The organism is Brevundimonas sp. SL161, from assembly GCF_049896985.1.
In the GTDB taxonomy this organism is placed as follows: Bacteria; Pseudomonadota; Alphaproteobacteria; order Caulobacterales; family Caulobacteraceae; genus Brevundimonas.
Window position 1 is genome coordinate 1 of the sequence record NZ_JAFCVJ010000012.1, and the last position, 15,613, is coordinate 15,613.

A 15,613-nucleotide genomic window follows, 5' to 3' on the forward strand; every position below is an offset into this window, starting at 1 on the left:
TCTCAAAGCTCAAACACAGCCGACGACTGGCTACCCGATACGACAAGACCGCCGACAGCTTCCTCGGCTTCGTCGTCGTCGCATCCATCCGACTGTGGATCAGACACTTTGTCCACACCGCCTAGCTTCCTCGTCTGGTCGGACGTGATGAGGAAGCCTTCAAACTCGTCCGTCTCATTCACACATTCGACAAAGGTGAAGCTGTGGATGATGAGATCGATCAGTCGCGCCGCAGACAAGTTCTTATGTTCGCCTGAGTCCAAGCGATACTGCCGATCAAAATGATGGTTATTCAAGCGATTGGCCGCTCGGCCGCGAGCGGGAAGAAATCGCGCTTCAACGCTCCGTCCCGCGAAACTCGTCGAGAGGCGCCGCGCCTCGATCAGCTTGCGAACGGCGAATGCGCTAACGAAGATTCTCTTCTCGAGCAGAGTCGAACGCCTCGTCGAACTCGGCTTTTTGCGCCACCGATCGATCAGCTCAGCATCTCTAAGCAGGTCGCGCTTCCAAGGAGCGCTTTCGTAGATCACAGCCCCTTCACGATCCCCTCGACCATCTTCTTGGCGTCGGCGAACAGCATCATCGTATTGTCGCGGAAGAACAGTTCGTTCTCGACCCCGGCATAGCCCGCCGCCATGCCGCGCTTGATGAACAGGACGGTGCCCGCCTTCTCCACGTCCAGGATCGGCATACCGTAGATGGCCGAGGTCGGGTCGGTCTTGGCGGCCGGGTTGGTCACGTCGTTGGCGCCGATGACGAAGGCGACGTCGGCGGTGGCGAACTCGGCGTTGATGTCCTCCAGCTCGAACACCTCGTCATAGGGGACGTTGGCCTCGGCCAGCAGGACGTTCATGTGGCCGGGCATGCGGCCGGCGACGGGGTGGATGGCGTATTTCACCTCGACGCCTTCCTCCTTCAGCTTGTCGGCCATCTCGCGCAGGGCGTGCTGGGCCTGGGCCACGGCCATGCCGTAGCCGGGGACGATGATGACCTTGGAGGCGTTCTTGAGGATGAAGGCGGCGTCTTCGGCCGAGCCCTGTTTGACGGGGCGGGTTTCCGCAGCTCCCGCTGCGCCCGCCGGACCCGTGTCGCCGCCGAAGCCGCCCAGGATCACGCTGATGAAGCTGCGGTTCATCGCCTTGCACATGATGTAGCTGAGGATCGCGCCCGATGAGCCCACGAGCGCGCCGGTGATGATCAGGGCGATGTTCTCGAGGGTGAAGCCCAGGGCCGCCGCCGCCCAGCCGGAATAGGAGTTCAGCATCGACACCACGACAGGCATATCGGCCCCGCCGATGGGGATGATCAGGGTCGCGCCGAGGATCAGGGCGATGGCGAACACGCCCCAGAAGGCCCAGACCGCCGTGCCGCCGGTCCCGATCAGGATGCCGATCAGGAAGACCAGACCCAGGGCCAGACCGATGTTGATCAGGTGCCGCGCCGGCAGGATGATCGGCGCGCCCGACATATTGCCATTCAGCTTGGCGAAGGCGATCACCGAGCCGGTGAAGGTGATGGCGCCGATGGCGACGCCCAGGCTCAGTTCGATGATCGAGATGGTCTTGATGCCCGTCCCGTCGGCCGAGAGGATGCCGAAGGCCTCGGGCGCATAGACGGCTCCGATGGCGACCAGACAGGCGGCCATGCCGACGAGGCTGTGGAAGGCCGCGACCAGCTGCGGCATGTCGGTCATGGCGACGCGTTTTGCGATCAGCGCCCCGCCGCCGCCGCCCACGATCACGCCCCCGGCCAGCAGCGCCAGGGTCACCGGATCGAGCGCGCCCGATGTCCCCAGCGTCAGCAGGGTGATGCCGACCGCCAGCCCCATGCCGATCATGCCGAAGGTATTGCCCTGACGGCTGGTCTCCGGGCTCGACAGGCCTCGCAGCGACAGGATGAACAGGACGCCGGACGCCAGATAGGCCAGCGCCGCGATGGATGCGTTCATGTCGTTTCCCCCGAAATCGTCTTCTTCAGTCGTGTCATCACAGGAAGCCCACCGCAGCCGGATGGGCCGTATCGTTGGTGGCGTCAGACTGGACCGCACCATCCTTGACCATGGCGATGGCGACCGGTCCCGGCCCGCCGGTCTTGGTCACGGTGCAGCGTCCGTCCTGATGCGGCAGACGACCCCGGGCCGCGCCCGTTCCGGTCGTCGCGATCTTGTTGGTCCAGTGGCGCTGGTCCCACTGGCTGGCCTCATAGGTCACCGGTGCGAACCGGCAGACCAGCGACCAGCTGGCGCCCTGGGGCGCCGCCACCGACCAGTGCAGGCCGCCCTCGACATTCGGACCGACATGGGTCTGGGCCGAGGCGATGGACGCGCCCGACAGGACGATCAGGATCAGGAGACCGACAAACCCGCGCATCACCGGGGGTCCGTCCCGACACCCGCCGCCGTCCGCGCCAGTCGCCACAGGGCGGCGGCGATGAACAGGGGCCCCAGGAAGACCATGGCCCAGTCCACGGCCATCATCGGCCGGTCCTGCACCACGATCCGCGCCAGGATGCCCGAGAACAGCAGCACCACGCCGCAGTCGCGCAGTCGCAGCTTCTGGATCGGGCTCTTCTCGCCGACCCAGCTCCACACCCACATGCCCAGGCCGATGCCCGTGGCGATCCACGAGCCGGTCCAGGCGATGCTGTCGGGTGCGAGATTCAGCGCGTCGAAGGACATCAGGCCTTGGCCGTCTCAGCGGGTTTCGCGGGCCGTTCCTTCTTCTTGTACATGGCCAGCATCCGCCGGGTGACCATGAAGCCGCCGAAGATGTTGACGCTGGCCAGGGTCACCGCCGCGACGCCGGCGCCCTTGGCGATCCAGGCGTTGGGGCCGGTCGCCTCGCCCGACACGGCCGCCGCCGCGATCAGGCCGCCGACGATGATGACGCTGGAGATGGCGTTGGTCACGGCCATCAGCGGCGTGTGCAGGGCCGGCGTCACCGACCAGACGACATAGTAGCCGACGAAGATCGCCAGCACGAAGATAGCCAGGCGAAAGACGGTGGGATCAACGTGTTCCATATCAGCGATTTCCTTCCAGTCGTTCCAGCCGGTCGTCGATGCTGAGGAGCAGGCGAAGGACGCCGCCGATCAGCAAGCTCCAGAAGAGGAGGTAGAGAGCCATGCCGACGCCCAGCCCGGCCTGCGTCGCCCAACCGTAGTTTCCGAAAGAACCGATCGCGCCGCCCAGCAGCATGAGAACCGCCAAGACCGGCCCCAGCACCAGAGCCCGATTGGCAATCAGTTTGAGAAAACCCTTCAGGAAGCCGTTCACCCCCGCACCCCCTCGTGCACAATCGCGCCGCCATTCGTGACCACCGACGCCTTCAGGATCTCGTCCTCAAGATCGACCGTCAGCGCGCCGTCCTTGATCAGCAATCCGGCGAAGGCGACGAGGTTCTTGGCGTACAGGCTCGACGCATCCGACGGGATCCGTCCCGGCAGGTTGGTGTAGCCGACGATGCTCACGCCGTTCGCCGTCATCACGACCTCGCCCGGCTTCGAGCCCGCGACATTGCCGCCCGCCTCGACGGCCAGGTCGATCAGCACGCTGCCGGGCTTCATCGAGGCCACCTGTTCGGCGCTGACCAGAACCGGCGCCGCGCGGCCGGGGATCAGGGCGGTGGTGATGACGATGTCCTGCTTCCTGATGTGTTCGCCGGTCAAGGCCGCCTGTTTGGCCTGATACTCGGGCGACATCGGCTTGGCATAGCCGCCGGCCGTCTGGGCGTTCTTGAACTCCTCATCCTCGACGGCGAGGAACTTCGCTCCCAGAGATTCGACCTGTTCCTTGGTCGCCGGGCGCACGTCTGTGGCCGTGACCACCGCGCCCAGACGCCGGGCCGTGGCGATGGCCTGCAGGCCCGCGACGCCGACGCCCATGATGAAGACCTTGGCCGGGGCGACCGTGCCGGCCGCCGTCATCATCATCGGGAAGCCCTTGCCATAGGCATAGGCCCCCTCGATCACGGCCCGATAGCCGGCCAGGTTGGCCTGGGACGACAGGGCGTCCATCACCTGGGCCCGGGTGATCCGGGGCACGAACTCCATGGCGAAAGCGGTGACATTGGCGCCCGCCATGGCCGCGACCGTGTCCTTCTCGCGATACGCGTCCAGCAGGGCGACGACGACCGCGCCCGGCTTCATGGCGCTGATCTCCTGCGCCGTCGGGCCACGCACCTTCAGCACCAGATCGGCGCCGTCCAGCGTCGCGCGGGTGTCCGGCTTCACCGTGGCGCCGGCCGCAACATACTCGCTGTCGGGAATGGACGAGCCCAGGCCGGTCCCGGCCTCGACCGTCACGGTCGCGCCCAGGGCGGTGAACTTGTTCACGGTCTCGGGAGTGACGGCGCAGCGGGTCTCGCCCTCACGGCGTTCCCGGGTCACGGCGATGGCGACGGCCAAACGAATCTCCCCATCCAGACTGGATCGGCGAACGTTAGGCGCTGGGATACGGATGCGTCAAAGGCGGAAAGTCGGCAAGGTTCAATCAGAACAGCGCGTGATCCACGCCGGCACGCGCACGAGCCGACCCGCGCTCAAGCAGGGAGCCGCCGCGCGGCGAGCGATAGCGCCCTTAAGAGTTAGTGGCTCTTGCCGCCCTTCAGGAAGACGAAGCCGGCCACGGCCAGAACCCCGCCGCCGAGGGCGCCGGCGATGAAGCTGCCGCCCGGCTGGAACCATAGGGTCAGGAACAGCAGCACCGCGGCGATGACCAGAGAACCCCACTTGGCGAGGGTCATGAACAGGCCGTAGGTCGCGGTCTGCTCCTCGACCGTCATCTTGCCGTGGACATAGGCATCCGCGTCGTGATCGGCGTGTTCGGTCGGGGAATGATGGTCGGCCATGAGTCTGCGTCCGTCGGAGAGGCGATTGCGCGCTCTTATAGCGATGCGGGGCGTTGGCTCAAGGTGCAGGAACAAATCCTCCCCCACCGGGGAGGTGGCATGAAGCGAAGCGGAGTGACGGAGGGGGCCTGCCGCGAAACCGGTGTCTGAGGCTTGCCCCCTCCACCGCTGCGCTTCGAGCCACCTCCCCCGACGGGGGAGGATCAGGAGCCCAGCGCCTCGAACTGATCGATCAGTCGTTCCAGCCGTTTCGTGCCGATGGTCCAGAAGGACGGGTCGCGCGGATTGAGGCCGAACGGCTCCAGCGCCTCGACATAGGTCTTCGTCCCTCCGGCCGCGAGCAGGCCGCGATAAAGCGGCGCGAACCCATCGGGGTCAGCCCGCCGCGTCTCCATCAAGGCCGCCACCAGCAGGTCGCCGAACGCATAGGCGTACACATAGAAAGGCGAGTGGACGAAGTGGCTGACATAGCTCCACCAGGCTTCGTAGCCGGGGTTCAGCGTCACCGCCGGGCCGAGCGAGGCCCCCATTTCCTGAAGGAACAACTCGCCCAGCCGGTCGGCGGAGACCTCGCCCTTCGCCCGCTCGTCGTGGAACCGGGTCTCGAAGCGGTGGAAGGCGATCTGGCGTACCACGGTGTTCAGCCCGTCCTCGATCCGCCCGGCCAGCAGGCCGCGCTGCTCGGCCTTCGGGGCCGTCGCCAGCAACCGGTCGAAGGTCAGCCCCTCGGCGAAGATCGACGCTGTCTCGGCCAGCGTCAGAGGCGTATCGGCCAGCAGCGTCCCCTTCTCGGCCGCCAGGGTCTGGTGCACCCCGTGCCCCAGTTCGTGCGCCAGGGTCAGGACGTCGCGGCGCTCGCCCATCCAGTTCAGGAAGACATAGGGGTGGCGGTCGGCCGTCACGGGGTGGGCATAGGCGCCCGACTGTTTCCCGGCCCGCGCGCGTCCATCGATCCAGGGCTTGTCGAAGAACCGCCCGGCCGCCTGCGCGAACTCCCCGCCCAGATCGCCAAAGCTTTCCAGCACCAGCTCCCGCCCCTGGGTCCAGTCGAACCCGCGCGGCGCCGTCGTCTCCAGCGGTGCGTTGCGATCCCACTGGTCCAGCTTCGCCTTGCCCAACGCCCTGGCCTTCAGCGCATAGTAGCGATGCGACAGTTTCGGATAGGCGGCGGCGACCGCATCGGCCATCGCGTCTACGGACTCGCCGTCGACCTCATTGGCCAGGTGGCGGCTGTCGGCGGGGCGTTTGAACCCGCGCCAGCGGTCCTCCATCGCCTTGTCGGCCGCGACGGTATTCAGCACGAGGGCGAGCGTCGAGGTCCGCGCCGCCAGCGCCGTGTTCAGGCCCTCGGCCGCCGAACGTCGCTTCGCCGGCCTGGGGTCGGACAGCTGGTTCAGCGCCTCGGCCAGGGTCAGGCTCTCCTTGCCGCTCTCGACCCTCAGCGCCGCACACGTCTCGTCGAACAGCCGGGGCCATTGCGCCGCGATCGGCATTCGCTCGGCGATGAAGGTCTCCAGTTCGCCAGACAGCTCGTGCGGCTTCATCGCCCGCACCCGCCGCAGCCACGGCTTCCACTTCGCTGCGCCATCATCAGCCGCCAGCGCCGCCTCGATCTCGGCCTCCTCCAGCTGGTTGATCTCCAGCGTCAGCCAGACGGTCGGGGTGGCGATGGCGGTGATCTTCTCGCGCAGATCCGCCTCGAACCCCTGCGCGCCCGCATCGGCCCGGTTGGTCGAGGCCGCCAGGAAGGCATAGGCGCCCAGGGCGCCGAGCTTTTCCGAGGCCTGTTCGTATAGGGTGATGGCCCTGTCCAGCCTCGCGCCCAGCGCTTTCGCATCGGCGCGCGCGCCGACGAACCGGCCCTGCAGCTCGTTCAGCGCCGCGACTGCCTTCCGCGCCGCCTCCAGATCGGCGGCGATCCGCGCGTCCTCGCGCGACGCATAGAGATCGGACAGGTCCCAGAGAGGCGGTTCGGCGGGATCGACGGGATGGGGCGGGGCTTTGAAGGGCGCGTTCATGCCCTTCGTTGTGGGGTCGCCGAGGCCGTGGCGCAACGGCCGAAACCCGCCAGACGTCCCGCGCGGTTCGTCGCATCTCTCCCGGCGAACACGGAGAGACACCCATGACCTAACGCATCGAAGCCCTGCCGCTGGAGTCCTTCACCGCCTATTTCGCAATGACCGACGCTGAACTGGCCGAGGTCGGCGCCCGCCGCTGGGTCGCCGACGCCCCCGGCCGCGCCCCCTGCCGCGTCAGCCTCCAGGACGCCGACGCGGGCGAGGCCCTCGTGCTCGTCAACCACGCCCACCTGACCGATCCCGCCTCGCCTTATCGCGCCTCGGGCCCGATCTTCGTGCGCGAGGCCGCCGTCAGGGCCGAACCGGCGGCCGAGGCGCCCGAGATGCTGCGCAAACGCCCCCTGTCCCTGCGGGTCTACGACCGGCGCAACATGATGATCGAGGGTCAGGTCATCGACGGCGCCGACCTCGACGACACGTTGGCGCAGTGGTTCGCGAACCCGGCGGTCGAACAGGCTCACATCCATTTCGCCCCACGCGGCTGCTACCTGGCTCGCGCCGTCCGTCAGGAAACGTAGCTTCCCCGACGCCTCACCCCGGTTCATGGTCAAGCCCGGGGGAGACACGACATGACCGACCAGACAGACACCGCCGGCCGCAGCGACCTGGGCCAGAGCGACCGCCTCGTCGGACTGGTCCGGCTGGCCATCGGTCTGGCGCAGGGGATCGCCCTCTATCTGCTGGTCCGCGCCTCCGAGGGCGAGGGCGCGACCTGGTCCTCGCGCTTCCCCGAGACCTTCGGCCCCCTGGTCCTGGTCGCCCTCTTCCTGCCGCCGCCCCTGCTGGCCGGCGTCGGGCGCCTGCGCTGGCCCACCCTGGCGATCTGGGGCGTCGTCGCGGCGGCGGCCCTGGCATTCCTCGCCTGGCACGACGTGGCGCGTCAGGCGGGCGACGTCGGCCGCCAGATGACTTTCCCCCTGTTCGCCTTCTCGGCGGCGGCCCTGTTCATCGCCCATCATCTGATCGTCCCGGCCGATCGCGAGCGGAAGCCGATCGCCTCCTTCCCCGCCTATTTCGACGCTGCCTGGATGGCGGGGGTGCAGCTGGTGCTGTCGATCGCCTTCGCCGGCGCCTTCTGGCTGCTGCTGTTCCTCGGCGCCGCCCTGTTCAACATTATCGGCCTCAGCTTCCTCGGCGACCTGATCGAGGAGGGCTGGTTCTCCCTGCCCCTGACCGGCCTCGCCTTCGCCACGGCCGTCCATCTGACCGACGTTCGCGACGGCCTGATCCGGGGCGTGCGCACCGTCGCCCTGATGCTGCTGTCCTGGCTGCTGCTGGTCCTGACCGTCCTGGTCGGAGGCTTCCTCGCCGCCCTGCCCTTCACCGGTCTCGACGGTCTGTGGGAGACCGGCAGCGCCACCGCCTTGGTCCTTTCGGCGGCGGGCGGCCTGATCATCCTCATCAACGCCGCCTATCAGGACGGCCGCGCCGAGAACCTGCCGCCCGCCGTGCTGCGCGTGGCCGTCCGCGTCGCCTCGGTCCTGCTGACGCCCCTGGTCCTGATCGCCTTCTGGGGCCTCAGCCTGCGCATAGGCCAGCACGGCCTGACGCCCGACAGGATCATCGCCGTCGCCTGCGCCCTCGTCGGCGCCGCCTACGCGATCGGCTACGGCCTCGGCGCCCTGGTCCCCTTCGTCCGCAAGGGCTCGCCGTGGATGAAGGCGCTGGAGCTGACCAATATCGTCACCGCCGTCCTAGTGGTCGCCGTCATCCTCGCCCTGTTCACGCCGCTGGCCGATCCCGCCCGCCTGTCCGTCGCCGACCAGGTCGCCCGTCTGGAAAACGGCAAGGTCGCGCCGGACAAGTTCGACTACGCCTTCCTCCAGAACAGCAGCGGCAAGACTGGCCGCGCCGCCCTCGCCCGTCTCGCCGGCTCGGATGACGCCGACGTCGCTGAGCGCGCCCGGCAAGCCCAGGCCGACATCTTTCCCGTCGCCGACGCTGCCGCTGATGAGGACTTCAAGCCGACGATCGCCACCCTCCCCGGCGCCCCCGCCCTGCCCGAGGTCTTCTTCCAGCCGGTTACCGACGACGACGCCCGTCGCGAGTGCCGGGCCGAGGGCGACTGCCTGGCCACGGTCGGCGAGCCCATCGGCTTCCAGCCGAACACCGTCCTGCTGGCCCAGTCCTACCGGGTCACGATCTATGGCGAGGACGCCGAGTTCGGCACCTATATCCCGCTCGGAACCTACGTCCCGGTGCGGTGCGGCGACGAGACGGCGACCACGGACGCGCGCGACCTGCTGCGTCAGGGCAAGCTCAAGGCCGGCGACAGCGACACTCTGCCCGACCTAGACACCGGCGGGGAGCGTCAGTCGGCCCTGTCGCCCGCCGCCCCATTCGCCTGCCCGCCCGCCCGTTAACCCACCGCACACCACGCCCTCTCACCCGATCTTCACCGCATCGGGCCTAAAACCGTCCCGAAACGGGTCAGTCGCGCACCTCGAACGCGACACCCCATCGGTGATGACAAAGGGCGCCCGCACATGGCCAAGACCGTTCTGGTGGTCGACGACGATCCGACCCAGCGCCGCCTCGTCCAGGCGGTTCTGGATCGGGAGGGCTATATCGTCGTCCACGCCGAATCCGGCGGCGAGGCCATCGACCGCCTGACCAAGGGCGGCGGCGCCGACATCGTCCTGCTGGACCTCGTCATGCCGGGCATGAGCGGCATGGAGGCCCTGGCCGAGATCCGCACCGCCGGTGTCACCACCCCCGTCATCGTCCTGACCGCCAACGGCGGCATCGAGACCGTGGTCAAGGCCATGCAGGCCGGCGCCCAGGACTTCTTCATCAAGCCCGCCAGCCCGGAACGCATCCTGGTCGGCATCCGCAACGCGCTTCAGCTGACCCAGCTGACCGCCGAGGTCGGCCGTCTGAAGAAACACGTCGCCGGCCGCGTCACCTTCGCCGACCTCGTGGGCGACAGCCGCCCGATGCAGATGGTGAAACAGCTCGGCGCCCGCGCCGCCAAGTCGTCGATCCCGGTCCTGATCACCGGCGAGAGCGGCGTCGGCAAGGAGGTTATCGCCCGCGCCCTGCACGGCGCCAGTGACCGTGCCGGCAAGCCCTTCGTCGCGGTCAACTGCGGCGCCCTGCCCGCCAACCTGGTCGAGTCCATCCTGTTCGGCCACGAGAAGGGCGCGTTCACCGGCGCCTCTGACAAACACCTCGGCAAGTTCATGGAGGCCAACGGCGGCACCCTGTTCCTGGACGAGATCGGCGAACTGCCGCTCGACATGCAGGTCAAGCTGCTGCGCGCCCTCCAGGAAGGCGAGATCGACCCCGTCGGCGCCAAGCGTGCGGTCAAGGTCGATGTCCGCATCGTCTCCGCCACCAACCGCGACCTGTCGACGGCCGTGGCCGAGGGCCGGTTCCGCGAGGACCTGTTCTATCGCCTCAACGTCTTCCCGATCGAGGCCCCGTCCCTGCGCGAACGCCGCGAGGACGTCCCGGCCCTGATCGACCACTTCATCGGCCGCTTCAACGTCGAGGAGGGCAAGCGGATCGCCGGGGTCGCGCCCGAGACCCTGGCCCTGCTGACCGCCTTCGACTGGCCCGGCAATGTGCGCCAGCTGGAGAACACCATCTATCGCGCCATCGTCCTGGCCGACGCCCCCTTCCTCCAACCGCACGACTTCCCGGCCATCTCGGGCGTCGCCATGCCGCTGGAGGCCGAGGCGCCGTCGGCCGCGATCATGAACTACGCCGACCTGCCGCCCCTTCCGGACCAGCCGATCAGGATCCTCGACGAGCGCGGCCACCTGCGCACGCTGGAGGACATCGAACGCGACCTGATCCAGCACGCCATCGAGGTCTATGCCGGCCATATGTCGGAGATCGCCCGCCGCCTCGGCATCGGCCGCTCGACCCTCTACCGCAAGGTCCGCGAGCAGGGGCTGGAGGGTGCGCTGAAAGAGGCGGGATAGTCTTCGATCGTCTCCTCCCCGCCGCGTAGCGATGGGGAGGAGACTCGGAGCGCAGCGGAGTGGAGGAAGGGCCGAATGCGGCCCGAAAACCACAGTTTTCCCTCTCGACGCAGGGCTGCAACAAAGCGCCACATTGCCGCCGCGACGGATCATGATGACTGACCCGTATAACTAGGCCGTCGGATTGATCGCAGCGCTGCGCGTTCGCCTCCCGACGGGCGTTTCCCCACGCCTCGTTCGGATTGTTGAATGACCATCGCCGCCGCCCTGCTCTATGCCCTCGCCTCGGGCGCCATCCAGACCGCGCCCCCGCCGCAGACGACCGTTCCCCCCGCGCAGGCCACGCCCCAGACGACACCTCCGGCGACTCAGGATGACGATCAGGGGGACCTCCCGACAGGCGCGCCCGCCGGAGACGCCGACGTGGTCGACGACGTCGTGGTCGATGGAACCCGCCTGCGCGGCGGCGTCCAGGGCGACGTCCCGCCCGATCTCGTCCTGGATGCCGAACAACTGCGCGCCTATGGCGCCTCCAACATTGCCGAGCTGCTGACAGCGCTGGAGCCCCTGACCCGCAGCTCGCGCGGTTCCGGCGGCCCCGTCGTCCTGCTGAACGGTCGCCGCACCTCCGGCTTCCAGGAGATCCGCAACATCCCGTTCGAGGCCATCGAACGCACCGAGATCCTGCCGGAACAGGTCGCCCTGACCTACGGCTACACGGCGGATCAGCGGGTCGTGAACATCGTCCTGAAGGCCCAGTTCCGCCAGGCGACGGCCGAACTGTCCAACCGGGCACCGACCCAGGGCGGCCGCACCTCGACCGAAGCCGAAACCAGCTATTTCAGCATCATCGACGGCACCCGCATCAACGTCAGCCTGGAGCGCCAGCACGACACAGCCCTGTTCGAGAGCGAACGCGACATCACCCGCGAACCGGGCTCCCAGCCCTTCGACCTGATCGGCAACGTCGCCGGCATCCCCTACGGGACCCCGATTGACCCGGCCCTGGCGGCCGTCGTCGCGGCCAACCCCGGCGTCGCCAGTCCGACGCTCGCCCAATTCGCCGCCGGAGCGAACGCTCCGCGCACCGGAAATCTCAGCGACTATCGCACCCTCGTCCCGCGCGGCGACACGACGACGCTCAACGCCTCGCTCGCGCGCGACCTCAACTCGACGACCAAGGGCACAGTCAGTCTCAACCTGGTCGAGGCCTCGAGCTTCTCCTACGGCGGACTCCCGGGGGTGACCCTGATCGCCCCGGCCGGCCGCAACGGCTCGCCCTTCAGCCGCGACGTCGCCGTCTACCGGTTCATCGGCGACGCCGGCGCCCTGACCCGCGACACGGACATCTCGACCGCCAACCTGGGCCTGCTGCTCGACGGCTTCATCGGCGACAACTGGCGCTGGACCCTGGCGGGCGCCTACGACCGGGTCGAAACCGAGACCACGACCGGCCGCGGCCTCAGCGCCACGGCGGCGCAAGCCTCCGTCACTGGCGGCACGCTGAACCCCTTCGGCGCCCTGTCGCCGTCCAGCTTCGGCCGCCTCGTCGACTCGGCCAACTCGGTCGCCAGCGGCGGCAATCTCGAAGCCGTGTTCATGGGCAACCTCCTTCAGGCGCCCGCCGGAGGCTTCTATTCCACCTGGAAGGTCGGTTTCGACACCCGCGACCTGAACTCGGAAAGCACCCTCTCCGGCGTGTTCTCGGAGCGCGCCATCGGCCGCGACCGCGCCTATGGCACGGTCAACTTCTCCTTGCCGATCGCCAGCCGCAGCCGCGAAATTCTCGCCGGGCTCGGCGACCTCTCGGTCACGGCCAACGCCGGCTATGACGAGGCCTCCGACATCGGCGGCCTCGTCACCCTGGGCGCCGGGGCGAGCTGGTCGCCGATCGAAGCCCTGTCCCTGAGCGCCAGCTACAAGGATGAAGAGGGCGCTCCGACGATCCAGCAGCTCAACGATCCGACCATCTCGACGCCCAACAGTTCGGTGTTCGACTTCCGCACCGGCCGGACGGTCCAGATCACCCGCGTCAGCGGCGGAAATGCGAACCTCAGCCCCGAGGATCGTCAGGTCCTCGCCCTCGGAGTGAACTTCCGGCCCTGGTCCGAGCAGGACTTCTCCGTCAGCTCCAACTACACCCGCACGATCGTCAACGACGCGATCATCGCCTTCCCAACGATCACGGCCGACCTCGAGGCGGCCCTGCCGGAGCGGTTTACCCGCGACGCCACGGGCAATCTGATCGCACTGGACGCCCGGCCGCTGAACTTCGCCCGCACCGAGCGGGCCGAGCTTCGCACCGGCTTCAACGTCTCGCGCGCCTTCGGCACGCCCACTCCGCCGGCGGCCATGGGCGGCGGACGGGGCGGCATGGCCGGCGGCGGCGGCATGATGATGATGGGCGGCGGCCGTCCGGGCGGGGGACGCGGCGGCGGCATGCAGCCCGGCCAGGGCCGTTTCAACCTGTCGATCTATCATACGGTCCGGTTCACCGACACGGTGAGCATCCGCGACAGCCTGCCCGAGCTGGACCTGCTGGACGGGGACGCCACCGGCGCCCGGGGCGGCACCTCCCGCAACGAGATCCAGGTCCAGGCGGGGGTGTTCCGCAACGGATTCGGCTCGTTCATGAACGCCAACTGGCGTCAGGCGACCCGTGTCGACGGCGGCGCGGGCGGTTCGGACCTGGCCTTCAGCGACCAGACCACGGTCAACCTGAACGTCTTCGCCGACCTGACCCAGCGGACCAGCTGGGTCGAGAAATTCCCGATCCTGAAGGGCACGCGCCTCAACTTCGGCATCCAGAACCTGTTCGACAGCCGCACCGAGGTGACCTCCTCGACCGGCACGGTCCCGCTGAACTACCAGCCCGACTTCCTGGATCCACAGGGCCGCGTCTTCTCGATCAGCCTGCGCAAGATCCTGTTCTAGCGGCCATCACCTCCACCGTGCACCCTGGCGAAGGCCGGGGTGCACGGCCTCGACTGACGCCGCCAGCAGACCTTGATCGCCGCTCAATCGAGCGGCTTCTCCATGAAAACCAGATAGGGCACCAATCGCTCCGGATAGGTGTGGTAAGGCTCGATGGCCTTGAACCCCATCGATTCATACATGGCGATCGCCTCGGTGAGGCGATTGCCGGTGTCCAACTGTATGGTGGAATAGCCATCGGCGATCGCCGCGCCGATGAGGGCGTCCGACAGTTTTCTGCCCAGACCCAAGCCTCTTGCCCCGTCCGTCACGAACAGCCGCTTGAGTTCGCAAGCCGTATCCGACAGCCGCCGGTAGGCCCCTCCGGCCATGACGCCGTCACTGCCCATGACCAGCAGGGTACGCCCGGCAGGTTGCCCGTATTTCTGCGCCAGCCCCTTCAGCTCTTCGTCCAGAGCCTGAAAGCCGAAGACATCTTCGACGAACCAGGGCATGTCCGCGTAACGCTCGCGGCACCATTCGACATACGCCCGGCAGACGCTTCCAAAAGCCTCAAAATCCTCAGGGGTTTCCGCCACGACCAGAGTCGGCTCTGTCACAGGTTTTTGCACCATACTGAGGTCCCCCGAAGTTCCACCGCGTGATCATATCGTTCGGCGGATCAAAATGGACCGCAATCGCCTGCTTCCAATGCTGCAGTGGGTGATGGGGTGGACGCCTCACTCATCAGGGTTCCAGCCGATCTCACCTAGCGGTAGCGACGGGCGGCAGCGTCCAGGCGTCGGTCACCGGTCTCCAGGTCCGAAACCGCGCCAGGGACCTGCTGCGACAGATATTGGCACCGGGACTTCAGGCGCGGGTACATGTCGCGCAGTAGGCGACGCGCCTCCTGCGGCGTCACGCCGGCCGCATTCATGACGATACCCACCTCGGCGCGTTCCACCTCTCGGCCCCGGTCATAGGCTCCGGTCTGTCGTTCTTCCGTCCAACCGACCTCTCGTGAGCGCCGCTCGAAATCGTCGGCGAGGCGGTGCCCGACAGCGATATCGACGGTGTAGTAGGGCTCGCACAGCGCGAACAGGGTCGATAGCCGCCCGAGGTGTTCACCCTCCGTGGTAAGGGCATCTGCCGCAGCGTCTGGCGGGTTATCGAGGTGCGGGGGGCAGGTCGGCACAGTATCTTCGGAGCGCTGGACCCCTCCGATCACGACCTGGATGATGGGCTCCGGCCAGTGCTCATAAGTGGCCATCCCTGGCGGCACGGTACAAACCGAAGTCGGGTCGGGCCCGCGCGCCTGTCCGCCGACGTAGCGCACGATGAACCCTGAATAGGCCAGCCCCTGGGACTGGCCGTTCTCAACCTTCAGTATGGAGCCGACGTCCTGGCGACTTTGCAGCGCGAACCTCAGGGTTCCGGCGTCAGCATCGTTCACCGCCGCAGTCGATCGGTCCGACGGCGGCAAGACGTCTCGCATCTGGATCAGGTCGACCCGGATCAGGTCATAGGTTCCATCAGCGTTCTGACGCAGGGTAGCCCGCTCGCCTGAGGCCACATTAAGCGTTCCTTGGACGTAAGCAGAGCGCCGGTTTCGAAACTGCTGCGGCGTCTCAGGATGAGCGACAGGCGCGTCCTGAAAGACCATCGCGGACAGAAGGGAGATCAACAACATAGCGCGCTCCGGTTGTGGCGGCGTCAGTTAGCTCTGGCCCGCCAACCTTCGTCAAGCTGAGCCGCGGGGTGTCTTTCTCCTGGCTATGGACATGCCGACGGTCTGCAACGGGTGGTGGGCTATCACCCCCCAGGACGAGGTCTCGGCGATGTAAAT

At 67.7% G+C, this 15,613-nt stretch carries 14 protein-coding genes and 1 pseudogene; 5 read left to right on the forward strand and 10 right to left on the reverse strand.

What is annotated here, in order from left to right:
* A pseudogene (locus tag ACP7AU_RS10025) lies at positions 1–125 on the forward strand (IS5/IS1182 family transposase); the annotation flags it as partial.
* Positions 126–526: 401 nt separating this feature from the next.
* On the opposite strand, the gene ACP7AU_RS10030 reads toward ACP7AU_RS10025, so the two are convergent.
* The 8 genes from ACP7AU_RS10030 to ACP7AU_RS10065 all read right to left on the reverse strand — a co-directional run bounded on the left by ACP7AU_RS10030 (position 527) and on the right by ACP7AU_RS10065 (position 6,802).
* Positions 527–1,948 carry an NAD(P)(+) transhydrogenase (Re/Si-specific) subunit beta gene (locus ACP7AU_RS10030; protein WP_426051310.1) on the reverse strand — a complete coding sequence of 474 codons (1,422 nt, stop codon included), beginning with the start codon at positions 1,946–1,948 and terminating at the stop codon, positions 527–529.
* Between the two features lie 37 nt (positions 1,949–1,985).
* A complete protein-coding gene (locus tag ACP7AU_RS10035; protein WP_426051311.1) occupies positions 1,986–2,369 on the reverse strand; it encodes a hypothetical protein in 384 nt (127 codons plus the stop codon).
* A complete protein-coding gene (locus ACP7AU_RS10040) occupies positions 2,369–2,677 on the reverse strand; it encodes a hypothetical protein (RefSeq protein ID WP_426037591.1) in 309 nt (102 codons plus the stop codon). Before ACP7AU_RS10040 ends, ACP7AU_RS10035 begins: the two co-directional genes overlap by 1 nt.
* Entirely contained in the window at positions 2,677–3,021 is a 345-nt protein-coding gene (locus tag ACP7AU_RS10045; RefSeq protein WP_426037589.1) for an NAD(P) transhydrogenase subunit alpha, read from the reverse strand. Before ACP7AU_RS10045 ends, ACP7AU_RS10040 begins: the two co-directional genes overlap by 1 nt.
* Position 3,022: 1 nt before the next feature.
* A complete protein-coding gene (locus tag ACP7AU_RS10050; RefSeq protein ID WP_426051312.1) occupies positions 3,023–3,274 on the reverse strand; it encodes a hypothetical protein in 252 nt (83 codons plus the stop codon).
* A complete protein-coding gene (locus tag ACP7AU_RS10055) occupies positions 3,271–4,404 on the reverse strand; it encodes a Re/Si-specific NAD(P)(+) transhydrogenase subunit alpha (protein WP_426051313.1) in 1,134 nt (377 codons plus the stop codon). The genes ACP7AU_RS10050 and ACP7AU_RS10055 overlap by 4 nt, the downstream gene beginning before the upstream one ends.
* Positions 4,405–4,583: 179 nt before the next feature.
* Positions 4,584–4,847, reverse strand: a complete 264-nt coding sequence (locus tag ACP7AU_RS10060) for an aa3-type cytochrome c oxidase subunit IV (protein ID WP_426037585.1) — start codon at positions 4,845–4,847, stop codon at positions 4,584–4,586.
* Positions 4,848–5,050: 203 nt separating this feature from the next.
* Complete coding sequence (locus tag ACP7AU_RS10065) at positions 5,051–6,802, reverse strand: M3 family oligoendopeptidase (protein ID WP_426051368.1); 1,752 nt, start codon at positions 6,800–6,802, stop codon at positions 5,051–5,053.
* A 221-nt stretch (positions 6,803–7,023) separates the two neighbouring features.
* Here ACP7AU_RS10065 and ACP7AU_RS10070 point away from each other — a divergent pair, with 221 nt between their 5' ends.
* The 4 genes from ACP7AU_RS10070 to ACP7AU_RS10085 all read left to right on the forward strand — a co-directional run bounded on the left by ACP7AU_RS10070 (position 7,024) and on the right by ACP7AU_RS10085 (position 13,788).
* Positions 7,024–7,443, forward strand: a complete 420-nt coding sequence (locus tag ACP7AU_RS10070; RefSeq protein ID WP_426051314.1) for a DUF1203 domain-containing protein — start codon at positions 7,024–7,026, stop codon at positions 7,441–7,443.
* A gap of 51 nt (positions 7,444–7,494) precedes the next feature.
* On the forward strand, positions 7,495–9,288 hold the full coding sequence (locus tag ACP7AU_RS10075) for a DUF4153 domain-containing protein (protein WP_426037581.1): 1,794 nt from the start codon (positions 7,495–7,497) through the stop codon (positions 9,286–9,288).
* Positions 9,289–9,411: 123 nt separating this feature from the next.
* Positions 9,412–10,854: a sigma-54-dependent transcriptional regulator gene (locus ACP7AU_RS10080; RefSeq protein ID WP_426037579.1), complete on the forward strand. Its 1,443-nt coding sequence runs from the start codon at positions 9,412–9,414 to the stop codon at positions 10,852–10,854.
* Positions 10,855–11,103: 249 nt separating this feature from the next.
* Complete coding sequence (locus ACP7AU_RS10085) at positions 11,104–13,788, forward strand: TonB-dependent receptor (protein WP_426051315.1); 2,685 nt, start codon at positions 11,104–11,106, stop codon at positions 13,786–13,788.
* 83 nt (positions 13,789–13,871) lie between these two features.
* Here ACP7AU_RS10085 and ACP7AU_RS10090 read toward each other — a convergent pair whose 3' ends face one another.
* Positions 13,872–14,387 carry a GNAT family N-acetyltransferase gene (locus ACP7AU_RS10090; protein WP_426051316.1) on the reverse strand — a complete coding sequence of 172 codons (516 nt, stop codon included), beginning with the start codon at positions 14,385–14,387 and terminating at the stop codon, positions 13,872–13,874.
* Between the two features lie 149 nt (positions 14,388–14,536).
* Entirely contained in the window at positions 14,537–15,340 is an 804-nt protein-coding gene (locus ACP7AU_RS10095) for a hypothetical protein (protein ID WP_426051317.1), read from the reverse strand.
* Between the last annotated feature and the right edge of the window lie 273 nt (positions 15,341–15,613).